Below are 24,910 nucleotides of genomic sequence, written 5' to 3' on the forward strand. Positions count from 1 at the left end.
TACATTTTCATTATACAAAAAAGCCTTTGAGCTTATCAAGCGATTTTGAATAATAGGTGTTTAACTTACTCTTTTTATTGCTTCTTTGATAGATATATCCTTCCTCATATAAATACCTACCAATCTTAGAAAAGGATGGTTGTAATAACTCTTTTATATCTTCATTCTCCATAATGGACATATGTTCATATTTGTTTTTTCTTATCTCACTATGCAGATCCGGCAACGTAGCTAAAACAGGATATTTAAAACTCTGTTCAACCAATGTTTTAGATACATAAGGGAAATAATCTAATAGTATTAGTGAGATTCTTAAATGAGGATTATCTGCTTGTAACTGTTCTATATAATTAATATAGCTAAAAATAATATCCGTAGATCCATCTAATAATATCCAGAGTTCCTTTAATTCTTTGATTAACTTCCTCGAGTCCTTCTTAAATTCACCATTCGGTAAATCAACTAATACAATCTCTCTTGGATTTCCGAATGATAAATAATAAGGGATATCTTCAATGATAGATGCATTATAATCCTCATTTAGAGTTTTTGCTAAAGGGAACCAATATACCCCTTTGTAATCAATAACTGCAGAACGGACAAAATGGGCATTTCCTTTATCAAGTTCTTTTCTTTTATTCATATAAGAAACATAAGAAAGCCAATCTTTGGGGAATATTTTATTGGTTGGAGCAATCCTCTCTAATTCCTTAAACATCATAGGAGTTTCCTTTAAACCTTCCATGACAGATATCGGAAGTCTTCTCTCTCCAAGATGAAAAGCAAAATTCATAACAAATGTAGTAACCCCTATTGCTGAAACAGGAGACCATACTCCTACCGATTTGTTTTTGATGGAGCGGTTCATATTTATATACTCAAACATTTCTAAGGTAGCAGCTAATCGTTTATCGGTACCACTTAGAAATTCTTTTTGGCCGACTAAGCTAAAATATTCTTTTACATAGGGTTCTAATTGTATAATCCTTTCTTCCTTCGAATCTGTATTAGAAGGATAAAGACTTAAATCTACTGTTCTTGCTTCCAATAACCGGCTATGTATTTCGTGTTCGATCTTTTGAGGATATGGTGGAGCGATTGATATAACTGTTGGCTCGTCGTCTGTTACTTCAGTTTTCTCACTGTCCTCTCCCCCATCCTCTAATTTAATATCTTCCGCTTCGACTTGCTGTTGTTCTGTATCTAAGATACTCCCTTCATTTTTCGTGTTTAAGAATGTATTTTTCCCGTGTTTATCATTACTAGTTGACACGGATTCAGGTAGGTTATTACTTTTTTCAACTGAAGTTTCTTGCGGTTTATTTATTATATTTGAACCGTCATTGGTTTTATCTTTATTTATCTCTTGAATAGGGTTGTCTTTTGTCCCTGGTAGATGGCTGGATTTGATTCCGCTCTTTTTAATTTCTGTATTGGTAGTCCCTAATCGGTAAAGGTCATTTTTATAATCAGCATGTGAATTCCAAATATGTAAATGGTCATTAACTCTTTTTGTTTCACTATTCGAGTCGATTATCCAAACCAATCCGGATTGAGTATCACTCAACTCATTTATGATCTCTTTAATGCTTATTAAGCTTGTATCCATGATAATAAAATCAAATACATTATCTTTTATAAGCTCTATTAACTGTTTTTTATCTTGGATTTTGATAATTTTCTCTTCTTTCTTACGAAGAGAAGGAAAAGAAGTACTTATGTTGGAATATACTTTATTAATAAAAACGTTATTCGTACTGACTAAATATATATTCTCCATGTTTCTTCTGCTCCTTAATTAAATAATTGTTCACTTTCTTTATTAGGGTATCTGAGATAGGATAAACCCCATTTTCAACTTGTGAATAATAACTTTCATTGTAGCCAATTGCTCTAGCCATTTCATATTTTTTAAGATTTAAACGCAATCTAAGTATGATAAGTCTTTCTAAGTTTGTTTCTACAGTATCAATGTCTTCAAACAGTATCATATACACCAATCCTTATAACAAAAATAACCACCAACATGTCGCCCCTTTTTATAAAGAGCTGTCTGTCAGTGGTTTTCACTTTTATTATTATGTTTTCATCATTATAGCATATGTATTTTCTAAAAAGAAGGTATCACTCATAAAGCATCCCTTCTATCTGGAAACACAATAAATACCATATCCTCTAGGAGATGAAAGAATTACGGGTCAACCTTTTAATAAGTTCTAATAAACCCTATATATAATTAGGCTTTTTAAGGGGACCGTATCCTTCTCATCCAAACCCAAGAATTCTCGTCCCAATACGAATGATGAAGTAATTAAAGAAGAGAGTAATCTTCCCGCCTTCTCTAAGATCAATGTTAGCGAATTCGATATCTAAATTTGAGGGCCTCTATCACTACCCTCTTGTTTTCGTCATCTAGTCCTGACATAACATCAGGGATGGTTATATCATCAATATTAGCGTTGAACAATTGAAGCCCAAAACGAATCATGCTAATTTCAGTTGAAGAATACACTAGCATGATTTGTTGCAGTTTATCCAAGTCCAACCCTTCTGAATCAGCTACTTTTTTCAGGTCTTCATATTTGTATGTAGCGGTAGTTACATAACAAAATGTACCGTATTCCCTATCATCTTCCAGTTTTTCAAATCCAAATCTTTTCATTAACTCCCTGGCCGTTTCCTCATGGTAGTCACTTTTGAAGTACACAAGATTCATCTCCTTATGAATTCCATTTTCTTTATTATAGCTAAATGCAGTCTAAAGGTCATTCCTCTGTCAGTTCTGTATGATATCGTGCCAAGTCTATCTAATTTTAGTAATGAACTTTTTTACATTATACTGTGTTGTTGACCACCATATAAACAGCTATTTTCAAGGCTGGATGCTGTACCTGCTTCAATTAGGCTGCTTGTGCATGAAGTCTTATTTTGATTCTTTGGTTGTCCTCTATCAATAGTTTAGTTATAATATCAATGTAATACTTTTTATTTGATATTTTTGGACGAACCTCTTAAGGTTTGATGGTTTTTATCACTTTTTGTGACTATTTTAAACGTTCTTTGGAACATTGGAAACACACTTTATTTTTGTGTGTAATTATCCATTGTCTGAAGGACGTTTTTTTGTGTCCAAAATTATCAGATAGAGGATATTAAAATTATTATAGGAGGATGTTTGTTATGCCAGAAGTAAGTTTGGAGGAGATTCAAAGAAGGTTATCAGAACCATTTAGTGAGGATGAAATTGAGTGGCGGGTCATGCGTAGTTTTACTGCTAGAAGCGGTAAAAAATATGCTTTTGTAGCTGCTTATGTTGAAAGTCGTGCAATTATGAACCGTTTAGATACTGTAATGGGTATTGGAAATTGGGAGAATGATTTTCGTGAACTGCATAACGGAATACTATGTGGTATAAAAATTCATTTACCCAACGGAAAACAGTGACTAAGTACGACGGAGCGGATCTTACTGCTTTTGAAGCTACAAAAGGTGGAATAAGCGGAGCGTTTAAACGTGCAGCTGTTCACTTTGGCATTGGCCGTTATCTCTACAACCTACAAGAAGAAATGGTACAGATTTTTCCTAATAAAAACCAAGGGAAAATTTATATGAGAGATAACAAAAGCAAAATAGAGGGATATTGGAACCCACCGCAATTACCTGATTGGGCTTTACCAAGCAGAAATAGCGGTAATGTTTCACAACAACAGCCAGTTACTAATCCGAATATCTCTAGTAAGCAAGAGAAGGACCCTAGGACTGAGGTACAAAAATATATAAATGAATTTGAAAAGGTAATTGGTATTAGCAATAATCCACAATTAATTATTCGTATTTTTAATAAAGCGAATAAATTACAGATTGATGCTTTAAATTATGTGCGAAACGCAAGTTTGAAAGAATTAACCGCATATTATAAAGCTCTTAAACCAATCTACCAACTACAAAGGATCAAGCTAAAATATAATTTTGAGGAAACTCAGTTTCTAAATCTTGTTCAAACTTACCTAGTTAACATTAAAGTAACCAGTTTGCAAAGATGTTTCTTTAATGTCAGTGATAAACAGGTCAAACAGGTAGAAGAATTAGCAAAGGCTACTTATTTTCAAAAACAACAAGTAAGCTAAGTTTTTAGCGGAGGAGAAGCATAAATGCAGGGGTATCTATATCCCCTCTTTTATGCTTTTTTTATTTTTAAAATAATAATATTTTGGAGGATGTTTGTTATGAAATTTACAATCAACAAAAAGACACTTATTGATGGAGTAAATACTTCTATCGGAGCTATATCAAACAAGTCTCAAATTCCTGTTTTAAATGGAATCTATTTAAATATTACTCAGGAAGGGATTACTTTAATAGGTTCGAATGGGGACATCACTATAAGGACATTTATCCCTGCTACAGATGGTGAAGATACCATTATCCAGGATATTCATGAAGGAAGCGTTGTTCTTCAAGCGAAATTGCTGAATAGCATTCTTAGAAAACTTCCAGAGCAATCTGTATCCGTTGAAATGGACGAAGGACTGAGGGTAATTATTAAATCCGGTAAGTCAAAGTTCAAATTAAACGGAATGGATGCAGCGGAATATCCTAAACTGCCAAATACTACCGATGTCAATGCATTGGAAATCGAATCCAATGTATTAAAAGATATTATTAATCAGACTGTATTTGCAGTATCTATCGTAGAAACGCGCCCCATCCTAACAGGAGTCAATTTTAAAAAACAAGGAGAACAGCTAAAGTTTGTTGCTACAGACAGTCATAGATTGTCTCAGATCATAACAGATTTAGATGCACCAGAGGATTTTGATACAACTATTCCAGGAATATCTTTAAAGGAACTAAACAAAGTGCTCCCTGAAAATGAAGTTGTAAAATTAACAGTAAAGAATAATATGATATTTTTTGAATTCGGAACGACATTGTTTTTCTCTCGGATTTTGGATGGTAATTATCCTGAAACGGATAGATTAATACCGAATACTGAAAAAACTACAGTTAAAGTATCTAATAAGGAATTAACAAGTTCTTTAGAAAGAGCTTTGGTACTTTCTGATAAACCGATAGTTAAATTGTCAATCGACGGGGGTATTATGGCGTCAATTACTAGTAATACTCCAGAAGTCGGAAACCTATCAGAAGATGTCGTGTTAGAAAACTTTGAGGGTGAAGATGTTGTGATATCATTTTCTGCTAAATTTGCATTGGAAGCACTGAAAGCAATTAAGGATGACAATATCATCATTGGTTTCAATGGTCCAATGCGTCCATTTACTTTTAAAGCGGAAAATGATGAATCAACATTACAATTAGTTTTACCTGTACGCACAGTTTGAGGATAAATAGGTAGTGGAGAGTGGATTGTCTCACCCTCCCCTACCATTAACTTTTAACGGAGGTTTTGAAATGGAATTTAACTTAGAGAAGTTTACTCAAAGCATTCAGACTTTCAAAGTTAAGAAGATGAAAGAAATGAAAGATGAAAGTGGTTTGGTTAATGTTATGCGTCATATTTTAGATCACGATTCAATTAATAATATTAACTTTTCCAATTTTACTTTAGATGATGTCGAAGAAGCATACAGGCTTATGGAAGATATAGATTTTGGGCCAATTGAAGATGATGAAGGACCTTTATTTTTGAACCCTTCTAGCCCGTACCTAATCTATCATCAAGTCGATACTGCTGTTTTCCAGCTATCAATATCTAAAGATAAACATTTTCCAATAGAAGACGAAGAGGATTTTTTTATCTAAGGAGGTTTCCTAAATGGAACTGGAAATGGATTATTACGCAAAAGAAAGTTACCTGTATTCCATTTCAAATTTAATGACGCTAAAAGCGTTCCATGATGCAGGTGTATCAATAGATGAAATAAAAGTAAATCACTTCATGGTAGATATAAATTACTCAACGGAACCGGGTATGGATATTTTAATGAATGGAATAGGATTGCTGTTTGAAGATAGCGAATTTTATCCGTGGGATGAGGTACACAAGATAACTAGTAAGTATCCTAATGTATTTACAGATGGAGAACCAGAAACGTGCTTTATAATCAAAGACCACAAAATAGAACGAGTTCTTGAAAGTAAATACAGAAAAAAATTATTAAGGTTATTAACCAGAAAAGACATTGATATCTTTAATCATACTGAAGCAACGATTAGATTCAATGAAGAGACAAATGAAATAATTGTGCTTATCTGGTTTACAGGAATGAGTCACGAATTGGCTATTGCACTAACTGAAATTAGCGAAATGTGTAATGAGCTACTTAAAGTGATTGAGGAGGAAGACAATGGAATTTCACATAAAGATAACAGATCGGCTGCGTAATTTTTCCGAACATGTAGAGGTTAAGCAAACGCAGGACGGTATGGTTATAGGGGAATATAAAATGGCTTTAAATGACATTATTAGAGCATTATCTAATTCTAGTACAGAGGGGATTGGTCATCAAACCCCTTTTCTACCTCGCAACTGTATTAAACTTCTTACGAATACATACGGTTACGACGTTTTTATTGAATTAGAGAAGCGGCAATGGCAAATAGAACATACAGAAGAAGGAAAATTAATGTTGGGTTTCCCGAAATTAGTTCTTAAATATTCTGTCGTTAAAGATACCATTCAAAATCTAAAGATGTTTGCTGTAAAAGACAAAGGATTAATTACTGGTGATACCGAGATGTATTATTTCCCCTATTCTAACGTTCATCATGACTCAGGTAACGTATGTATGGGAATGAACGTTTTCCCAGAAATAAAACATTTAAATCAATTGGAAAAGATGCATCTTTTGTTTTTCAGTGCTCCCTTTGGTAATGACTATGGAAGTATGGCGATAGGTCATAACTTAAATAGCTTATTAAAGACTTTTCGAGATAAATCATTTGATGATGAAGTTTTAATGCCAATGAACCAAACGTTTAACGAGGTTTTTTTATTACAAAATAATGGATAAACATTAGGAGGAATTGCAATGACTACAAATAACTTACAACAAACTGACATTTTTTCATTATTCGATATCGAGGACCCTTATGCTATTAAAAAGAAAAAAGAAGAGGAAGAACGCATGAAGAAACAGGCTGAACTGGCTAAGCAGTTAGAAGAAAGTAAAAATAATTCTACTGCCAAGGCTGCAGCAGAAACTTTCGAGGTCAATAGTGATACCATCATTTATTTCTATACGGAACAAATTGATATTAATGATTATTTTAGTACCGAAGAATTAGAGATGGGTATACCAAGAAAAAATAAGGAAAAAGAAGTGGAATATAAGCCAATTACAAAAGCGGATGTAAAAAAACGCTTGAAGAAAGATCTACCTGTATTAGAAGCGGGAGCGGAGCTTGTGTATATCAAGAAAAAGAATATCGTTTCCGTCATCCTTCAAGCAAAAAAGAAAGGAAACAACAGTAGAAAAGAGTCCGATAAGGACTCTTTTGCTGTTTCAAAGAGAAGAATCCCTTTCTCTTTATTAAAAGATTTTATTGCTATCTCTAAGCGTTTTTCTGATGAGTATGGAACAGAGGTACATGCAGATATTTTTTACGATAGAGATACGGACAGCTTCTTTATGGATATTCCTAAACAACAAGCGCACCCTTTATGGGTAGAAGTCACAGAAACGGCAATAGAAGCAGCTGAGAAGGCTTTGGAAGGTAGCTATATAAAGTGTATGGAGATTCATTCTCACCACACTATGCCCCCTATTCCTTCTTTACAGGACAATGCGAGTGAAAGAGCACCAATTCTATATGCTATCGTCGGTAGAATTGATAAATTCTTTCCTGAACTGACTGTTCGAACTTTCGATATCTATAGTGGTAGACATATTAATTTAGATCTTTGGAGTATTTTTGAGTACCCGTTTACAGAGGTAAATTCTAATTATGATTTAAGTGTTGTGGAGGTAATTAAATGATAAATTTATTAGAGGACAAGTGGAGAACAAGACACGGTATCTTCCCTTATATTGTACAGTTGGGAACCGGAGCGACGGGGTCTTACACCACACAAATGGTGGCACAAATGATGTCCATTTTTAAACAAGATGGATTTTATTTAATTGCAGATCCCGATGTGATTGAGGAAAAAAACCTAAAAAATCAGTTCTTTATTAAACAGGATATAGGTAAGAAGAAAGCAGATGTTTTAGCTAAAAGATATAGTGCTGCTTATGATTTACAAATCGCAAGTTATTCGGAAGATTATATTGAGGATTATGAATCTCTAAAAATGTTATTTAGCAATAATCATCTAAAGATTTCGGATGATGTACGTTATGATGTTTTATTCTTACCCGTTATCATTGGATGTGTAGATAATAATTATACAAGAGCTGTCATACATGAATTCTTTGAACGAGCTGGAAGGTGTTTATATATTGACGTAGGCAATTCGGCTGCATCGGTTCCAAGCGATTTTGGCATACGGCCAATGACTGAATGGACAGATGATGAGAGTAAATCATATGAAGAAAGTGGTTGGGATGGTCAAGTTGTTTGTGGTCTTAAATTACAAGGAGAAACGATTTTACCGCCCGTTGCAGAGGTATTTCCAGACATATTATCTGATAAAGATGAGATAGCACCATCTCAATTAGCTTGCTCTAATATCGTTGCTAATGATCCTCAGCGATTATTAACAAATAGAATGGCTGCTATGAGTGTTGCTACTTACCTTAATGAATTGTTTCAAAGTGGAACAATATCTAATCATATGACTTTTTTCCATGCTAAAAAGGCTTATATGAAGAGTATTGAAGTTAAGCAAAGTTAGATTAAAGACCCCATCCATCTTGGATAGGGTCTTTTTTGGTTACTAAGCTTTTATTTTCACTTTAAGATTATCAATGATCTCATATTCATCTTTATTAAATACGTTTACCGTGAAATCAAAATATCTAGGTAATTTCTCCAGTACTACACTGTCAATTGGATACTGACACACAAATAGTTGCTGACTTGTATACGTCCTACACTCTTGTAGAATTTCTAACCCCTCGGCCACATCCTTGAAAGGATATAAACTTACTGATTGACTAAATTTTAAATTGCGGTGAATGAAATTAATCTGTGATATATGATCTATAATTGCTATGTCGGAAAAAGTATACCTTGATAACAATAATCGTACTATATGTGAAGCGTAGTTAAATTTATTAAAATTGACATACAGTACACTTTTATTGTCTTTCAGTATACTTAAAATATCCTCATACATCACTTATTACCTCCTTGAATTTTAAAGGCTTCATTATTTAAACTTTGTTAGAATAGTAGAATAGAATTATATCTGCGAGAAAAAGTTACTTACCAGCTTCAACTGATACTGTATTTCATCCGCTTCTGCATAATCTGTAAGTTTGTTGATATGGTGATTTGCAATCGCTGTAATTTCCTCTTGGGGTATAAAGTCTAGCATAGATAGATGGTAAGATAATTTCACTTTTGTAGCTATATAATCGGGATCACTTAATACTAAAGCTTCTCCAATTTTTTCAATACCTCTTAAATTTGATGACCAATAATGAATATCCCAATATTCTACATTCGATGACACATGATTAATTGTTAGGTACATTTGTGGATTAATAAATATTAAGTCTCCAATATTACCAAGTTTTCTTTCTTCTGTTTCCAATGTAATTGTTTTAAACTCAAATTCTTTTCTTTTGTCTCGTAAAGCTTGTCTAGCACCTAAACAAGTAAGATCAAAGCTCGTTTGTTTTAATAAGGGGCGAATATCTTCATACTTTTCAATAGCCCAAACAATGAGATTGCTTGTCGTATCGGTGTCAACTATCTCGTCGAGTAATATACCCTGGTCTAATAGCGGCTGGAGCATCTCCCTTAATATGATCGGTGTGTTTTCTGTAAACATTCCTTCTGGTAGAGTGTACAATTGTTCATTAATATAGGCATTTTCATCATTATAGTATTGTTCAATCATCATGTAACCATTTTGAAATTGCTCAATCATTGACTTACGCAACCAGGCATTGAACGTCTTTTTATCTCTATCATTAATAATCGGAATGAATTTTTTTAGATAATATGCTTGAATCTGATTAAATTCGGCTTGAAACTCTTCGTCAACTTGCAATAACTGAACAAGTCTATCATCTACCTTTTTAAGTAATTGTGAATTGTTTAAAATCATATTTTATCCCTCTTCCTTAGTATTTTCCTTGTAGCCATGTGATAGAACATCAGACTCATATTTCCAATTCTGGCCTTCATTAACAATAGTTGTAACATAGTTTAATTCAGTTCCCTCTTCGGTAATAAGTGTTCTATAAAAATATCCATATATACCAGCTTCATCTAGTGTTAACTCTGATACTTTATATTTATTAATAGCTAGATCCTGCTCTAGGAAAAACTTTTGAATATCAGCAAAGCTCTTCACCATTAAGTCCTTCATATCTGTATCTAAGTCTTTAACATGCTTCAGAGAACCGTGCTTTGTTACAAAATTGTAGTAATCTTCTGCGGAAATTTCTCCTGTAAAATAATCAAATAGAACACTTGCTACGTATTGCGCGAATTCCTCCCCATCATGAAATTCCTCTTTTTCCTCAACTTTCTCAATTTCGAGTGTCTTTTTGGTTTCTTTCTCTTTGTCTATATCCTCTAAAACTTCATCAATGGTTATTTCATTTTCCTCCAATATTTCTAACTGTTTTGCTTCCAGTTCTTCTTGCATATATTCTTGTTCTTTTTTCTGAGACTCAACCTTTTCAGCTTCATCTACAATCTTATTGTTACAAGCCGAAAGCAATGTTACTGTAGCAAGTAATAACAATGGTATTTTTTTATGCATAAATACCACTCCTTTGCCTTTTGGCAAGTTTGTCTAGAGATTCTTGTATTATTTGTTTCTCTTTTTTTAGAAGAAAATTCGCGATATGCGAGCTGTCTAACGTTGTTGCCCTGGACAGAGTATTTAAGAAGAGCTCTTTTCTGTCCAGAATCTTTATTTGCTTATTGGAAATCATAGTCTTTATCTTCAAATTATGGCTCACTGAGAACAGTAAAGTGAACAAGTAACGTGGAGATACCGAAGTTGGGATTGCTATGCCCTCTATTTGCCGATGTCCAAACAAGTTTATAAATATCATAATTGCTTGGTAATCATTATCTTTAATAAAATTCCGCTTAAATATCTTTTCTTTTCCCACAAACCAATTTGAGACATAAGTCGATAGCCAATCCGGTATTCTTATTTTAAATTCATCGGTTGCATTATTAAAAACAACAAAATTATATAACTCATGTTGTTTTATATAGCTCTTAATATATGAACTTTTATCTGGAGAATAAGGAACATAAAGACAAGATATTCTAGTGCGAGTATAATCATGATTAGGGTAAGCTACACTCATTAAAGACGCTGTAATTAGGTGCTTTAATGGTTCTTCATAGGTAAATATTTTTAACATTCCTTTCCAAAAAAAGACGCACCCAAAATAGAAGGCTCTAATTGCCAGTCTATTCGGGTGCGTCTCCCACTTTATTTATTTAAATACATATTACTACTAATTAAGTTCTGATTTCAAGTGTTTCGTGAGCATTTTGAATTCTTTTCTCACTTTCCCTAACTAGCAAAGCAGCACTATAATTTTCAATTCCCAATACCTCTGCAATTCTTTCAAAACTATACCCTTTTGTATGGTAAAGATAAAAAGCATAAGCATGACGTATATTGTTGGTGTTTAAATTTAAAGGTATATTATAGTCCTCTTTTATTTCAGATAAATGTTTATAGATCCCCATCACTTCAATTGGTACATATTTTTGTTCCTTTTTCCTTTTGGTATTAAAAACATACGGACTATCAATAAACATTGAATCATGATAAACGGAAACAAAAAGATCAGCTTCAACAGAGAATAGTTCTACAGGTTCGTGTAATTTCGGGAAAATTGTAACGCTATCTTGTTTTACTATAATGTCTTTCTTGTATATATGGTAATCTTGTATTCTAAATCCATGAAGAGCTAGTATATAAATAACTTTCTTCAGATTAGAATACTCTTTGTTTTGAATAACTTTAGGAAGTATTTCTAAAAGTATTTCATAAGGTACAATAGCAGATTTTACTTCATTTCCTTTTTTATGTTTAATCTTACCTGCCGGGTCAACTGGTATTTTATCTATTTCCCATAAGTAGTTAAAGAATTTTTTTAATATGGTGAGGTTCTTATTAACTGTAGAAAGCTCGTTCTTGTCTTCTTTCTGTTTCTTAGTTAAAAAGTCGCGGATATGCCTGGTTTGTATCTCAAAAAGTTCCAACTCATTATTCTTATGAAGAGAGTCAATATAGCTAAAAAATTGCTCAATTAGAGATACATAATCCTCTATCGTCCTTTCACTCATTTTACTTTTTTGTAAGTACTTTCGGAAACCATGTGGCATCAACTCCCCCACCCTTCTGTAGACAATTAATAAAGTTATTTAATGTTTATACGGTCCCTTTCGAACATTTCGTTATTTTCGTGATTATGTTGCAGTTCGATAAAAGAACAAAAGGCTAAATAATCGTTAGGCTTTGCGAGTTCTTTTAGGTCTAATCCGATCGATTGCTGAATTTCCTCTATACATTTATTTACAACAACCTCTATACTTAATTTCATTTTATCATCTATTTTTGAATTTAAAACTAATTTTGTGAAATCCCAAAATCTCATTATATAATACTTGACTCTAAATAAGTATTTAGTAAGCTTTTAGCTGCTGGCATTTGTTTTTCCCCTCGAATTTAATTAGCGTAATAAACTACGCTAATTAAATGTGAAGGAAAAGCAGAGCAAGCAGCTAAAAAGCTTATCATTTTTTGATTATATGGTAAAGAAAAAACCTGCTCTTTTGAGCAGGTTTTTTTAAAATTATTATTTTATAACATTACATGTGGGTACATGAAGATTCCAAACAAAATTGTTCCAATTCCTAGGAACAACAAAAATTTAAACTGCATATCATTCATTTTCTTTTCGCCTTCGTTTTTTGGATTTGGAAATAGCATAGTGATTGGCCCCCTTCTTCCACTTATTCAATATAGTTTTTTTGATTATTAGATAGTGTTTCTATTGTACTGCCCTTTAGTTCATTACCCTTTTCTATTATGGCTTGATTAAGTACCTTGATCTCTTCTTTTAGTTCGTTCATTTGTTCATTAAGTTTTCTAATTTCTTCCTGGTTCCTATCTTGTTCATCGGTTGTCTTTAGAACTTCACTTATTCTTTCTGCCGGATTGGACAACGATAAATTATCGTCAATCTGTTTCTCTTTTTTGGTGAACCAATTAAGTATAGATTTCTTTTCTTTTAGTTCCTTAATTAATTTAGTGTTTTCTAATTCCATATTCGATAGTTCTTCTACAGCTGTTGCTATTGCATTAAAATACTTATCTTCATTAGATTCGCTTTTAAGTAACTCAATTTTACTTTCAAGTTTTATTAATTGAATGTTTTTGTCATTTCTATTATTCTCTAACATTCTTAGTTCATCCTGAACTTGCATTCGTTTCGTCATAAAAGCTAAATACTGTTTAATGTTATCTATCTCATGATTTTGTCGTTTTATAAATTCTGGTACATCGTCACCGGTACCAATTTTCACTCCACTTTTTAAGCCTAATTCATATGCAATCTCACTCTTGTTCTTTCTCCCCTTCTCAAACAGCAATGAAATCATATGAATCTTGAATATGTTGATATAGTCCAATCGATATGTGTTACCTACTTTTTCAGGATCAATGTAATCTAACAACTCAGTTTTAAAGTAGTTTCTAATAGTAGAATCTTTTCTTCCAATAAACTTACCTACCTCAATCGTGCTATATGTCTTATTAGTTTCAACTTCTAATAAACTGTCCGGAAATAAGTAACCTTCTAATCTACTATCTCTAACCATTCTATAAATTGGATCATTCTTAAATTCTTCTATATAAATCTCTTTAATGTTGTTTCCCATAACAAATCACCTCTCTCCGGAACTATTAAACTCATTATATATCAAAACTATTGATATAACAACATCGCTACGAACGCATGGACACAGAACAGCTCTAAAACATAGAAAAAGTACCATATACACAACGCATAAAGCATGTTACCTAAACGCTATACTTCAATTACCTAAACGATATAATAATACAAGCCAAACGCACTAATCATATTACCAAATCGATATAGCTATTGCCTGTCCATGAGTTCATAGCGGTACAATTTATAGCGCTATATCGTGTCCATGAATCTATAGCGGTTTACAGCGCCTAATATATCACTGAGTAATCAGTTATTAATTAGTTACTTATGAGTAAATTATTAGTTATGGATTATTCTTCACGAATTTATTACTGATTAACAGCTTATAAGTTAGTGGGTATCTAGTTATTCACATTCTCTAGTTTTATTATCACTTATTAATAAGTGTTAAGTCACTGACTAATGAGTGGTTTTCAGTATTTAAATACAAAATGTATACACCTTTAGTTATCTGCAGGGGAATAAACTGTAAGTTATACATTGATCATAGAAGGGGGCTTTAATATACTTAGTGCTAATGAGAAATTACTTAATAATCATTTATCGCTATTAATCTAGCAATCTAATATGTAAATTAATCTTTAACACTAGCGCGGGGAAAACAATTAAACTATTGTTTACTGTGTTAATAACAAGTTATTATCTTGTAAATACCTTACAAGGTGATATAGTAGGGAAAATTATATGGAATGTATTAAGAGCGTGATTCATAGGAAAGCAAACAAGAGTTGTTGGATAGTAAGTCCAAATTACTTATTTAAAGTCCTAAGACTGATTGAAAGAGGGGGAAATAGGAATGACGATAAGAAATAGTAAACTAAAAACACCTGATTCTTTCATAATGAATGAGGACACAGTCAATATTGCTATTGCAAGTTTTTTAAAGAGCAGGGGATTTGACTGTGAAGTGCCATTAACAGGAAGACAGAAGGGGGTTGATGTAAAAGCTAGTAAGGGAGATGTACAGATTTTTGTAGAATCGAAGGGGTCACAAAAGAATGGGGCTAATGATGATATAGTCTTTGATCATGCGCAAATCGTAAATCATTTTGCAAGACAAATACATACACTCATGAGATATGCAACAATCAATGAAGGAGTTAACGATATTTATATTTTGGCGAATCCAGATATACAACGAATTAGAAATGAAACCTATAAGGTCTCTAAAATGGTTAACAAAATGCAATTTGTACGTATGTGGGTTCAAAAAGATCGTAATGTTCTGGTTGAATATCCAGAGATATTAGAGGACAAATTAAAGAAGTTGAATTTATTGAACACAAGAAAAACAATATAGGGAAGTAAGCTTGGTAAGAGATGCAGATATAGTATTTCGTTTTATAAAGATCATCTAATACAGAGAAACCGCTTGTCTAAAACGTGAAAAAGAAGCGTGAAGGGCCTAGCAAAGAAGGGGGATAATACCTTTCTTTATTTGGCCTTATATTTTCGCTTGTAGGAATTATTGTTTCAAGTTTATCTTTTGTTAATGCAAAGGCAGCAAAAAATGCAGTGAAAGCAGCAAGTAAATAAATTGCAAAAAGTAATCAAAATTGATATAGCAAAACTGCATAAAGAGGAAATTAAGTTCGGGAAGAACACCAAAAGTCATTGAGTGTAGATAATGAAGGCAAATATGAGATTCATTTAAAATAAAAATACATTGTACAGTTTTCTCTTAATGCAGAAGATGATATCGAAGTAATTGCCTTTAGCACATATCCTTGTTTGATTCGAACGAAGGTTAGTTATTATAGGAAAGATATCGAGAACCCAGGCTTTTAACCGGTATAGCCTTGTTAACTTAATAATTAAACAGAGATTATGATAAATAACTCTATTAGGAAATCAAATACATTCATAATTACAAAAGACTGAAAGTACTTTTATACTTTCAGTCTTTTCTATTAGATATCTATTTGTCGCTTTTTAATAACTTTCTTAGTAGCCTCTTGCTTTTCCTCTGCATCAGGGTTTCTGTCAGCATTGGATTCTTGAACTGATGTTGTATTATTTTGGTTATCCTTCATTGGTTGATTATAAGAGACATTAGTAGAATCAAAAGGGGAGAGATTATCCCTTTGTTGTATCGTCATTTTTTCTCTTACTTCAGGAGATAGTATGTCCTCTGTCCCATATAGATAAACGAAATGATTTAGGACTTCTCTTACCGCCTTATTTATGGGTAGAGATTGGTTATCAACCCATTGTTGAAGACTGATTGGAGCTGATGAGCCAATTTGAAACTGTACACGAGTCGGTTCTTTTTTCTCCACCATTTTTTCACCTTCTTCATGTATAATCGTTAGTCAGTATATTAATTAGAATAAGTAAGATCATTAAATATCTGCATACCTAAAACATTCATATCTACAGCGTGTTGTGCAGGAATCCAAAGAATCTCTTTGTTAATTGGTTTAAAATGTTCAACCAATCTTGTGTAGAGTTCGTCTTTTAGAATAATAGACGCTCCGCCATAGACAACAATTACATCAAATTCTAATTTCAGTTCTGACGTTCTATCCTTTATTGCTTTCTCTAGGTCTTCAACAAGTTGCTCTAAATTTTGCTTAATGCAAGTTACCGCTAAATCGTGGAAACCACTTTCCTTGTTTTTTAGATAACGGGAAAGATCTTGTCTTTTAACTTTTAAATCATATTTTTCCATCTCATTTTGGAAAGGTACTAATGCTAATTCCAAAGCTGCTCCTAATCCAAAGTCTAATCCAGTTGACTTTCCGTTGTCATGTTTATAACCTTGCGTAAATGTTAACTCTGTAGTTCCATCTCCGATATCAACATGAAGGAGCCTTTTATCTGCAAAGTATGACCCATCTAAATCCTTTTTGTCATATGTTTCTCTAAAATGATCAAATAAATCATCATCTCTATAATTTCCTTTCCCATCCTCAATAATATTGAATAGGGCAGGTACACCTTCAGCAACTACCTTCACTTCACTAAATTTAACTTTAACAATAGTATGAGTGTTATTAAAGTGTACTTTAACTTCGTGATAATGATCGGTAAATGTATTAGCGAATTCTGTCTTTGTAAACTCGTTATGAACACTAGCCGGAAGAGCTGTTGTCATAATTACTTCTACTTCAATTACTTCACCATGTTCTAACTTTTTCTTATCTTCATATTGTTTTTTGGTAGCGTAAGCTGCTAAGAATGAAAGGGTATTTATAACAGGAATCGTTTCTTTATGCTTTTTCGCTCTTTTAATATCCATGTTACGTACAGTATTAGAAACCTCTAACGCTCTTTTTCCTATTACATAGGTAGATGGGGTTTGAGAAACCGCTCTTGAATCAATTGTTACGATGATGTTGTTTAGTAGATTTTCCATAACACTTTCAAGTGGTTGAACCTCTGTTGGTGTATTGTTATAAATCTGATATACGTTAGGTTGTTTGTAGTAATCTCCATTAATGCTGATCTTTTGTTCTGAATTTCCGTTGTCATTTGCCACAATAAATTGCATATTACTCCATCTCTCCTTCGTTAAATACAATTGAACTGACTTGTATTCAGTTAATATTAAGTGGTATTTAAGTAATTACTCACTGACTTATAAGTAAATATAACATTTATTAATTTCTTTTCCAAGTTTAATAGAAAAACTTCGATGTATTAGCTGACATTCAATTTAATACTCAGTTATATATTACTTATAAATCACTAATAAATCACTCAAAACCAGCTGATTTATCGCTATGTTGTAGATTTGAATGGATTGAACCAGGGAAACGTACTCTAACGTATTACATCTATTAGTTAATAATAGTAACGAGAAGTGGAGAATTAAGCGAACTGTAATAGATCAGATGTCAAGAGATTATAATTGACCTTCTTAGTATTAATACTATATAGTTTATTTTACTAGTGGTTAACATTGATTGGTCTACATTGACTGGTTAACATTGAAAAACACCTATGTTGATTCATTTTTTCGCTAATCCTCAGTGTAAACTCCGTCAACATTGATAATGTTAATACAGCAAATCTCAAAATGATTATAAAGTCATTTTAGCAAGGTAACTAAACTAGAAATTCACCCCCTATATTTTTTGAATTTCTTTGGAACACCAAAACTGGCTTACTACCCTAAATTACACTATAATTTTTAGTGAATTTCACTATATTTAAAAGTACAAAATATTATCTTTTATCAGGGGGGTATTTTATGGAACACCATGATTTCTTCTTTACTGATCTTGGGAAACCACCTATATTTACAGACAAGGAATACTTTCAGAAAAAGTATGTATTTGATCTTTCTAATGAAGTAGTGCCCCAAGAAAGACAGAAAGCAAAAATTACCTTATTTGAACAAAATCTATTAAGGCTTATTGCTAGACAACAGGCATTGTCGTTGGATCAGTTGTATCGAATTTATAATGCGTATTTTCCAATCAAATATAAAACGCTAAGAATGAAATTGAATCGTTGGGGAGAAAAAAAGATACTTCATGTAAGAAGGCCGAGTATAAAAAATGCTATGATGCTACATAACATTTACAGTATAGGAAAAGTAGGTTTAAAGATTTTAGCTATCGAAGATGGGGAAGAATGGTTAGAAGTAAATAATAATTTATTTAAAGAAAAAACTAATTATACTCATGGGATTGGTCAGCAAGAAGTAGTAGTACAGCTTATGCTACATTACATGAAACATAATATTCATTTTGAAAGTATAGCTCCATATTCACTTTTTGGAGTAGATAAATCTCTTGGGATACCTGACTGGTTTTTAAAGTATCGCAGTGATGAAAAAAATGAGCATAATCTCTTTATAGAGTTTGACGCTAATAGTGAAAAGCTTAATGCGCTGAACGACAAACATAAAGCTTATATACAACGTGCAATAGAAAATCCTGATGAAAACATAACGGTGTTATATTCACTAATCGATGAAGAATTTCACTATCGTATACTAAAACCGCCAAGTGGTCCTAAAAGGGTTAGTAATTTCAAGAGTTATTTTGCCGAACCGAATATTGTTTTACCCAAAAACCTGACTATTAATGTTCATTATTTAAACCGAGTTGGTCCCGCTACGGAATATCTATTCTTACCCCAAGACATTAAGGCTAAGTTAAATATTCTTGAGAAGCATTTTGTTAATGAATTTCACCTTAACGTTGATCATGTTTTATCGAAAGACTTTTACATGCAAGAGATACCAAAAGAACATTATGCAGATGGCATTTGGGAATTACGTAATACAGAGGGGTTACTTGAAGAGCGTATTCTTGTAGTTGTTGCTCAAGAAGGAGACATTAGGAGTTTTCAACGAATCGATAGTTTATTTCATGCGATAAAGAAAAGACGATTAGTCTCCACTGTTCATAGATTAGTAATTATCTATAATGATGATATTTCAAGTTTATCGGATAGTCATGGTACAAAGTTTGACCGCTCCGTTTTAACAACTGATGTAGAGTCATTAGTGAATAAAAGTAAGAAACCTTTCAGAAGCTTCTATGGAGTATTTAAAACAAAACAAACTGAATATCCGTTAGAAAAAAAGGAATGATATTGAATTACAGATTTATCTTCTGTAATATAAGTATTAATGAATTACCCTCAAATTAATAACACAGGAGACATCCCTAACAGACTATGGCAATTCTATTGCCTAGATTTGTTGGGGATTTTTCGTGTAGAAAGGTGCGTGAGAGATGGAAAAGGTAGCGGAGGTTGCAAAACCTATTCGTGAATCCGCGGTAGTTAAAAAATCAGATATCAAATCTAAATCAAAGTGGAATATCAAAAACGTATATTTATTAGCATTCATATGGATCATCATTAATTTCTTATGGACTGTACGTAACGTAATAAATTATCTATTGTTGATGATTGGGCAATTTATGAGTAACATTCCAATGTTTATACCTTTTGGTAATCCAATCTATCCTTCTTTTATTGGATTTGCTTTATACAGTCTTTCAATGATCCTAATGTGGCTTGTATTTACAAAATTAGACCGTAAATTCTTATCTGAGATTTTGGACTTGCCGCTCCGTGGGAAAGCGTTGGGAAAGAGAAGAGTATTATGGTTATTTAAACCACTGGAAGAAATGAAGTATATTGTAAAACTGAAAAAGGAAAAAGTATACTTAAGACTATTCTTATTTTTATCAGTGATATTTGGTATCTCAATGTACTTCATCTGGTATACTACATCACCGGTATATTTACATGTGTTACCGTTTTTCCTACAACACATAACAACCATTGAATTGAATACACCGCTTTCTATGATTCTTGTAGGGAATCCTCAAAACTTATTGCGAATGTTTATGTTCATACCATTCGTTATAGTATCTTTATTACTAATCCTGTTATGGTCGGAGTATTCCAAGTATAAAGAAGCGTTTAATTCGGCTTTTGATGATTATGAGTTTAGCAATCGTTGGTTACAAAGTAAGATTAAACAAAATAGCATAACTACATTGGAGTCTAACGAAATAGTACCCCCCGACGTAGTATTGGGGCCGAATTCAGATACCAAAGAATTAGTCTATCAACCTGGTAAGGATAGAACATTAAATAATATAATCATAGGAAGTATAGGGACAGGAAAAACAGCCGCTCTCGTCCTTCCTTTAATTAATCAAGACTTACATTGGATGACCCGCTTCATTAATCATTTTCCTAATATCTATCAACGTGAAGATTTTAAGACGGAAGAAGTGCAAGGAATGTATCTTAATGGAATTTCTGTAATTGAGCCTTCTAATGATTTATGTCAAAAAGCTTTTCAACTAGTTAAGGCTCATGGAATACCAAGTGAAGCGGTCTATTACATTGACCCTACTAATCCAGAAACTCCAAGTATTAATGTCATGCAAGGTCCGGTTGATAAAGTAGCTGAAGCTTTTGCTATGGTTATTGAAGGATTGGCTGAGGGAGGGCAAGGAAACTTTTTCTTCCAGCAATCCGAACGTAACCACTTAAAGCATTATATCTATCTCTTAAAGCTACATAAAGGAAAACAGGAAGATGATGACGCAACATTTGATAAGCTACTAGATATGTATAACAATGCGCAGCTTGTTAGAAAAATGCACGTTCAGCTAAAACAGACTTTCCCTGAGGTTGATATTGAATCGATTGAAGATCGGGATGAACGAAATCATTGGAAAATTGTACAACAAATTGATGAATGGTTCGATAACAGTCTTCTACCAAGAAAAACGAGACAAGGCCAGGTAGAAAAGGTTTCAGGTGGTAAGTATCATGGTGAAGAAGAATACTATGATGCTAAAGCAGAGTATGTACAAGGTCTTCGCAATATCTTAAATGATATTGGAGCAAGTAACTTATTACGTCGTGTATTATTTGGAAAATCAAACTTTAATATGGATAAACACTTAGAATATGGTGGGATTCTTTTAGTGAATACCGCCAAAGGAGAGCTTGGAGAGTTATCTAACGTATTAGGGAAGTTAGTATTATTAAGCTTGCAGAATGCGGTATTTCGTCGTAAACCCGATATATCTACTTATCACCATATTATCGTCGACGAGTTTCCAGACTTCGTTTATCGTCCATTTAAAGAGTTTCCAGCTCAATCACGTAAGTACAAAACTATAGTTACGGTGGTTGCCCAAACTATAACGCAGTTAGCTGATAAGTATGGCACAACTTACATGCATACGCTATTAGGTACCCTAAGACATAAACTTGTATATGGAGATATCCCAGATTTTGATGCCGAGGTTTTCAGTAAGATATTTGGTCAAAAAGAATACTTTGAAGAGGGGACACAAGAACAAGAGGTTTCTCCTCTACAGGAAGATCCAGTACTACGGACGGGGAGCAGCTATACTAGAACCAAAGATGTAATCATGAGTCCAAGTGACATTATATTTCAAAAAGAGTTCCAGGCTGCAGTTAAAATTGTAAATGATAACCGACCTATGCCAGTAGTCCAAATAGATGCAAACTTTGTGCCAAGAGAAGAATTTAAAGAAGCTGTCATTTCGGTTGATGAAGAATCCGGTGAATTTTGGTTAAGAGAAAGAAATCAACAACATATCGCGATTGAGCATACTTTAGATGAAGCTGCTCTGACAAAATTACAACAAGAAGAATTAGAAGCGAAGCAGGAAGAAGAGGAACGTGCTATTATTACAGAAATACCTAAGGATATACCGATTAAATCCTATCCAGTTGATATCGAGGAAGATGGTATTGATGAGGAGATTGATAATATCGTACAGTTTCCAAGGGTAGTAAGCCACGATGAAGAAGCAGACCAATTTATCGAAGAACTTAAAGAAACATTTTCTCCTGAACCGGTGATAGTCAGTGATATAGAAATAGTGACTAATGATTTACCTGAGCAAGAAAGTACACAAGTTGAGGATTTGCCAGAGTCCAAACCCGCTCCATTAGAAGAGAATAGTGATGAAGAAATTATTCGGCTTCAAAGGGAGAGAGAGAAGGAAAATGAAGAAAAGGAAAAAGCGTATCAGACCGAACAAGAACGTTTGGAACAAGCTGCTTATCAAAGACATCTAAATGAAAAGCAGAAAGTGAATAAGAATATAGAATACAATTTAACCCACAATGACTTCCTTAGTAGTATTGGTGTGGAAGACGCTGAGGATTAGGACTATCCTATCCGCTCCTTTAAAATTACACGCTTGAATTTTCCTCATACTTGTGTATTATATAAATTAGGAAAAATAATAATTAAATAAAATAGAGACGCACTCTAAATGTATGTACGAGCCTTTTTGGGCCCGTCATAAGTTTAGAGTGCGTTTTTTTATTGGGAGGTAATTTATTCTATGGCAATCATGGACAACTTTGAATCGTGGGAAACTGATGACCAATTAGAATTTTTGACTAAAGCAAGAAGAGAAAACAGCATTTTAAAAGGACACGTACATTCCTTACAGGACTTGGATACCTCTACTGTAAAACGCGAAAATAACAACACTGGTGAAAATGATGAAGAATCAGCCACACCTAATATGCAAATCTTACAGATCATGTTAGAAAATGGTACTTATGTTTATTGTACATCTGAAGAATTCTCGGAGTATCCTCATCGTACCTTACTTGGTTTTGTTGGAACCATCCAAGATCTGGTTATCACAGATATAAATTTGGAAACTAAAGTCGCCTTAGCAAGTGTGAGACGTGCAGATGAAATAGCTAAAAGAGCATTCATTGAAGAGCTCAATGAACTAACCGCTTCAAATCAACTTGGTTCAAAAACATACGAAGGTGTAGTTCGTGGTGTAGACCCTGTGCGAAACACTATATACGTTCGGATCAAGGGTGCTGATTGCAGAATGAGTCCAAATGAGTGGGATTGGTCTCATTACTATAATTGGGAAATACCAGATATGGTACAACGTGGTGAAACAATTAAAGTAAAGGTAATGGACTACGATAAAGAGAACGATGTTATTCGTGTAAGTCGCAAAGCTACCTTAAGAGACCCATATGAAAAATTATCATCTCTTCGTAATGCTCGTGCTATTTCAGGAGTAGTAGTTAAAGTTCACCCGATTCATGGTATTTTCGTTCAAATCGAGAAAGGGCTTGATGCAAAAGGGATGAAGTTGCCTCACTTACCAGAGCCTGTAGTAGGGGATATTGTATCATGCACGATTGAATCCGTTGATCTAAAAAAACGCCATTGTAAAGTAATGATTCGCAATTACCCTAACGGTAAAAGAGAACGTACTGATGCAACGGCATTTATGTTCAATATGTAATGGCTATTGATAATTACGCTGCCATACCACAAGAATCCATAGAGGAAACAGAATCCCTCTATTATGTATCAAAGGATGGTATCATTCCCTTTCTTGACCATCCTAATATGGTAGCTCATAAGAAATTACCAAAACACTATCGTGCTTATTATTCATTAAAGGCAGTCATATCCGACTACCAAAGAGGCATCATTAATGAAAATCATATCCTAATACTAAAGGCTTTAGGCGATGCAATATGTTGCAGTGAGGACCACTTACGTCGTTGTTTTGCTGGTAAGTTATCCCGCTCCCAAGTCTCCAAACTTTTAGACCAATTGGCTACTAATGATTATGTCCAGCGTTATAAGGTATCTGTTCGTGGCGAGGAAGAGAGTTACCCTAACTTTTCCAGAGTGTTCGTTTTAGGTATAGCCGGTAAGTTGCTTATGGACCATTTTTATAGTGGTATGAGTAATTTTGTCCATCCTGAACGATTTCATGGACCCGGCGCTTCCGGATTAATGCAACGTTATATCGCTCTTAATGAGTTAAGAACCATGTTTATTGAAAGACGAGTAGCTAGTAAATGGCAATGGAGCGGCTCTTTAATTGGTGGTAATTCGACCAGTAAGGTATCTGCAGCTGTTGAACTAAACCTACCACAAGGTCGTCTTAACATTTACATGGAAAGGGCACAGATGAAGCAGAATTTTATAGGGTACTTGAAAGACAAATTAGGTAAATGGGAATTTGTATATAAAAAGCAAAATGGATTAAAGATCCGTAATTTCCCGGTCAATCCTACAACAGTTGTGCTTTATGTATCAACTTTATCCATGGCCCAGGCTATTCATAAAGAGATTGTTATTGATTCATTCCCTTTTCCTGTATGGTTCCTTGTTGAAGAGGAAGTTGAAATGAAAGGTTTGGAATACTCATTCTATCGTGCTGATAAGGAAAAATTAAAGAGATTACATGTTGGTTTCCTTGCTACTACACAGGAAAATTAAACATTTTTGGGTTTATTGACTTTGTTCTATATGGGTGCTAAAATTATTTTATAACAAACATCCTCTATATTATATATAGAGAACAGCGGATTCA

At 33.4% G+C, this 24,910-nt stretch carries 23 protein-coding genes; 13 read left to right on the forward strand and 10 right to left on the reverse strand.

Going from position 1 to position 24,910, the window contains the following annotated elements; genetic code table 11:
• Positions 1–10: 10 nt before the first annotated feature.
• The 3 genes from ACFSBH_RS19335 to ACFSBH_RS19345 form a co-directional block, all read right to left on the reverse strand.
• Complete coding sequence (locus ACFSBH_RS19335; protein ID WP_379599255.1) at positions 11–1,780, reverse strand: hypothetical protein; 1,770 nt, start codon at positions 1,778–1,780, stop codon at positions 11–13.
• Positions 1,749–1,991, reverse strand: a complete 243-nt coding sequence (locus ACFSBH_RS19340; RefSeq protein WP_379599257.1) for a helix-turn-helix domain-containing protein — start codon at positions 1,989–1,991, stop codon at positions 1,749–1,751. The genes ACFSBH_RS19335 and ACFSBH_RS19340 overlap by 32 nt, the downstream gene beginning before the upstream one ends.
• A 362-nt stretch (positions 1,992–2,353) precedes the next feature.
• Positions 2,354–2,707, reverse strand: a complete 354-nt coding sequence (locus tag ACFSBH_RS19345) for a hypothetical protein (RefSeq protein ID WP_379599259.1) — start codon at positions 2,705–2,707, stop codon at positions 2,354–2,356.
• Between the two features lie 473 nt (positions 2,708–3,180).
• Here ACFSBH_RS19345 and ACFSBH_RS19350 point away from each other — a divergent pair, with 473 nt between their 5' ends.
• The 8 genes from ACFSBH_RS19350 to ACFSBH_RS19385 all read left to right on the forward strand — a co-directional run bounded on the left by ACFSBH_RS19350 (position 3,181) and on the right by ACFSBH_RS19385 (position 8,800).
• On the forward strand, positions 3,181–3,444 hold the full coding sequence (locus tag ACFSBH_RS19350) for a Rad52/Rad22 family DNA repair protein (protein WP_379599261.1): 264 nt from the start codon (positions 3,181–3,183) through the stop codon (positions 3,442–3,444).
• Entirely contained in the window at positions 3,405–4,127 is a 723-nt protein-coding gene (locus ACFSBH_RS19355) for a Rad52/Rad22 family DNA repair protein (RefSeq protein ID WP_379599263.1), read from the forward strand. Before ACFSBH_RS19350 ends, ACFSBH_RS19355 begins: the two co-directional genes overlap by 40 nt.
• Before the next feature lie 99 nt (positions 4,128–4,226).
• Positions 4,227–5,345, forward strand: coding sequence for a DNA polymerase III subunit beta (dnaN, locus tag ACFSBH_RS19360; protein ID WP_379599265.1), 1,119 nt, complete (start codon positions 4,227–4,229; stop codon positions 5,343–5,345).
• 70 nt (positions 5,346–5,415) lie between these two features.
• Positions 5,416–5,766, forward strand: coding sequence for a hypothetical protein (locus ACFSBH_RS19365; RefSeq protein WP_379599267.1), 351 nt, complete (start codon positions 5,416–5,418; stop codon positions 5,764–5,766).
• A 13-nt stretch (positions 5,767–5,779) separates the two neighbouring features.
• Positions 5,780–6,349, forward strand: coding sequence for a hypothetical protein (locus ACFSBH_RS19370; protein ID WP_379599269.1), 570 nt, complete (start codon positions 5,780–5,782; stop codon positions 6,347–6,349).
• Positions 6,312–6,977, forward strand: a complete 666-nt coding sequence (locus ACFSBH_RS19375) for a hypothetical protein (protein WP_379599271.1) — start codon at positions 6,312–6,314, stop codon at positions 6,975–6,977. Before ACFSBH_RS19370 ends, ACFSBH_RS19375 begins: the two co-directional genes overlap by 38 nt.
• Positions 6,978–6,995: 18 nt before the next feature.
• Positions 6,996–7,943: a hypothetical protein gene (locus tag ACFSBH_RS19380; RefSeq protein WP_379599273.1), complete on the forward strand. Its 948-nt coding sequence runs from the start codon at positions 6,996–6,998 to the stop codon at positions 7,941–7,943.
• Entirely contained in the window at positions 7,940–8,800 is an 861-nt protein-coding gene (locus tag ACFSBH_RS19385) for a ThiF family adenylyltransferase (RefSeq protein WP_379599275.1), read from the forward strand. The genes ACFSBH_RS19380 and ACFSBH_RS19385 overlap by 4 nt, the downstream gene beginning before the upstream one ends.
• 510 nt (positions 8,801–9,310) lie before the next feature.
• Here the strand turns inward: ACFSBH_RS19385 and ACFSBH_RS19390 are convergent.
• The 5 genes from ACFSBH_RS19390 to ACFSBH_RS19410 all read right to left on the reverse strand — a co-directional run bounded on the left by ACFSBH_RS19390 (position 9,311) and on the right by ACFSBH_RS19410 (position 13,998).
• Positions 9,311–10,183, reverse strand: a complete 873-nt coding sequence (locus tag ACFSBH_RS19390; RefSeq protein ID WP_379599277.1) for a hypothetical protein — start codon at positions 10,181–10,183, stop codon at positions 9,311–9,313.
• Positions 10,184–10,186: 3 nt separating this feature from the next.
• Positions 10,187–10,846, reverse strand: a complete 660-nt coding sequence (locus ACFSBH_RS19395; RefSeq protein WP_379599279.1) for a hypothetical protein — start codon at positions 10,844–10,846, stop codon at positions 10,187–10,189.
• Positions 10,839–11,408 (reverse strand): hypothetical protein, encoded by a 570-nt coding sequence (locus tag ACFSBH_RS19400; RefSeq protein WP_379599280.1) that lies wholly within the window; start codon positions 11,406–11,408, stop codon positions 10,839–10,841. Before ACFSBH_RS19400 ends, ACFSBH_RS19395 begins: the two co-directional genes overlap by 8 nt.
• 157 nt (positions 11,409–11,565) lie before the next feature.
• Entirely contained in the window at positions 11,566–12,441 is an 876-nt protein-coding gene (locus tag ACFSBH_RS19405; RefSeq protein WP_379599282.1) for a tyrosine-type recombinase/integrase, read from the reverse strand.
• A 630-nt stretch (positions 12,442–13,071) separates the two neighbouring features.
• A complete protein-coding gene (locus ACFSBH_RS19410; RefSeq protein WP_379599284.1) occupies positions 13,072–13,998 on the reverse strand; it encodes a hypothetical protein in 927 nt (308 codons plus the stop codon).
• Positions 13,999–14,868: 870 nt separating this feature from the next.
• On the opposite strand from ACFSBH_RS19410, the gene ACFSBH_RS19415 reads away from it, so the two are divergent.
• Entirely contained in the window at positions 14,869–15,372 is a 504-nt protein-coding gene (locus tag ACFSBH_RS19415; RefSeq protein ID WP_379599286.1) for a hypothetical protein, read from the forward strand.
• A gap of 610 nt (positions 15,373–15,982) precedes the next feature.
• Here the strand turns inward: ACFSBH_RS19415 and ACFSBH_RS19420 are convergent.
• On the reverse strand, positions 15,983–16,354 hold the full coding sequence (locus ACFSBH_RS19420; RefSeq protein ID WP_379599288.1) for a hypothetical protein: 372 nt from the start codon (positions 16,352–16,354) through the stop codon (positions 15,983–15,985).
• Positions 16,355–16,392: 38 nt separating this feature from the next.
• Positions 16,393–17,565 (reverse strand): hypothetical protein, encoded by a 1,173-nt coding sequence (locus ACFSBH_RS19425; protein ID WP_379599290.1) that lies wholly within the window; start codon positions 17,563–17,565, stop codon positions 16,393–16,395.
• Positions 17,566–18,267: 702 nt separating this feature from the next.
• Here ACFSBH_RS19425 and ACFSBH_RS19430 point away from each other — a divergent pair.
• The 4 genes from ACFSBH_RS19430 (at position 18,268) to ACFSBH_RS19445 (ending at position 24,816) form a co-directional block, all read left to right on the forward strand.
• Positions 18,268–19,620, forward strand: a complete 1,353-nt coding sequence (locus tag ACFSBH_RS19430; protein WP_379599292.1) for a replication-relaxation family protein — start codon at positions 18,268–18,270, stop codon at positions 19,618–19,620.
• 145 nt (positions 19,621–19,765) lie between these two features.
• Entirely contained in the window at positions 19,766–22,705 is a 2,940-nt protein-coding gene (locus tag ACFSBH_RS19435; RefSeq protein WP_379599294.1) for a type IV secretory system conjugative DNA transfer family protein, read from the forward strand.
• 180 nt (positions 22,706–22,885) lie between these two features.
• Positions 22,886–23,824, forward strand: a complete 939-nt coding sequence (locus ACFSBH_RS19440) for a 30S ribosomal protein S1 (RefSeq protein ID WP_379599296.1) — start codon at positions 22,886–22,888, stop codon at positions 23,822–23,824.
• Positions 23,824–24,816, forward strand: a complete 993-nt coding sequence (locus tag ACFSBH_RS19445) for a hypothetical protein (RefSeq protein WP_379599298.1) — start codon at positions 23,824–23,826, stop codon at positions 24,814–24,816. The genes ACFSBH_RS19440 and ACFSBH_RS19445 overlap by 1 nt, the downstream gene beginning before the upstream one ends.
• The last annotated feature ends 94 nt before the right edge of the window (positions 24,817–24,910 follow it).

It is taken from the genome of Oceanobacillus luteolus (assembly GCF_042678205.1).
Classification (GTDB): Bacteria; Bacillota; Bacilli; order Bacillales; family Amphibacillaceae; genus Oceanobacillus; species Oceanobacillus luteolus.

Coding starts and splice junctions, on each gene's coding strand:
- ACFSBH_RS19335 (WP_379599255.1), bottom strand. CDS start 1,780: ATGGAGAATATATATTTAGTCAGTACGAATAACGTTTTTATTAATAAA.
- ACFSBH_RS19340 (WP_379599257.1), bottom strand. CDS start 1,991: ATGATACTGTTTGAAGACATTGATACTGTAGAAACAAACTTAGAAAGA.
- ACFSBH_RS19350 (WP_379599261.1), top strand. CDS start 3,181: ATGCCAGAAGTAAGTTTGGAGGAGATTCAAAGAAGGTTATCAGAACCA.
- ACFSBH_RS19355 (WP_379599263.1), top strand. CDS start 3,405: ATGTGGTATAAAAATTCATTTACCCAACGGAAAACAGTGACTAAGTAC.
- dnaN (WP_379599265.1), top strand. CDS start 4,227: ATGAAATTTACAATCAACAAAAAGACACTTATTGATGGAGTAAATACT.
- ACFSBH_RS19365 (WP_379599267.1), top strand. CDS start 5,416: ATGGAATTTAACTTAGAGAAGTTTACTCAAAGCATTCAGACTTTCAAA.
- ACFSBH_RS19370 (WP_379599269.1), top strand. CDS start 5,780: ATGGAACTGGAAATGGATTATTACGCAAAAGAAAGTTACCTGTATTCC.
- ACFSBH_RS19375 (WP_379599271.1), top strand. CDS start 6,312: ATGGAATTTCACATAAAGATAACAGATCGGCTGCGTAATTTTTCCGAA.
- ACFSBH_RS19380 (WP_379599273.1), top strand. CDS start 6,996: ATGACTACAAATAACTTACAACAAACTGACATTTTTTCATTATTCGAT.
- ACFSBH_RS19385 (WP_379599275.1), top strand. CDS start 7,940: ATGATAAATTTATTAGAGGACAAGTGGAGAACAAGACACGGTATCTTC.
- ACFSBH_RS19390 (WP_379599277.1), bottom strand. CDS start 10,183: ATGATTTTAAACAATTCACAATTACTTAAAAAGGTAGATGATAGACTT.
- ACFSBH_RS19395 (WP_379599279.1), bottom strand. CDS start 10,846: ATGCATAAAAAAATACCATTGTTATTACTTGCTACAGTAACATTGCTT.
- ACFSBH_RS19400 (WP_379599280.1), bottom strand. CDS start 11,408: ATGAGTGTAGCTTACCCTAATCATGATTATACTCGCACTAGAATATCT.
- ACFSBH_RS19405 (WP_379599282.1), bottom strand. CDS start 12,441: ATGCCACATGGTTTCCGAAAGTACTTACAAAAAAGTAAAATGAGTGAA.
- ACFSBH_RS19410 (WP_379599284.1), bottom strand. CDS start 13,998: ATGGGAAACAACATTAAAGAGATTTATATAGAAGAATTTAAGAATGAT.
- ACFSBH_RS19415 (WP_379599286.1), top strand. CDS start 14,869: ATGACGATAAGAAATAGTAAACTAAAAACACCTGATTCTTTCATAATG.
- ACFSBH_RS19420 (WP_379599288.1), bottom strand. CDS start 16,354: ATGGTGGAGAAAAAAGAACCGACTCGTGTACAGTTTCAAATTGGCTCA.
- ACFSBH_RS19425 (WP_379599290.1), bottom strand. CDS start 17,565: ATGCAATTTATTGTGGCAAATGACAACGGAAATTCAGAACAAAAGATC.
- ACFSBH_RS19430 (WP_379599292.1), top strand. CDS start 18,268: ATGGAACACCATGATTTCTTCTTTACTGATCTTGGGAAACCACCTATA.
- ACFSBH_RS19435 (WP_379599294.1), top strand. CDS start 19,766: ATGGAAAAGGTAGCGGAGGTTGCAAAACCTATTCGTGAATCCGCGGTA.
- ACFSBH_RS19440 (WP_379599296.1), top strand. CDS start 22,886: ATGGCAATCATGGACAACTTTGAATCGTGGGAAACTGATGACCAATTA.
- ACFSBH_RS19445 (WP_379599298.1), top strand. CDS start 23,824: ATGGCTATTGATAATTACGCTGCCATACCACAAGAATCCATAGAGGAA.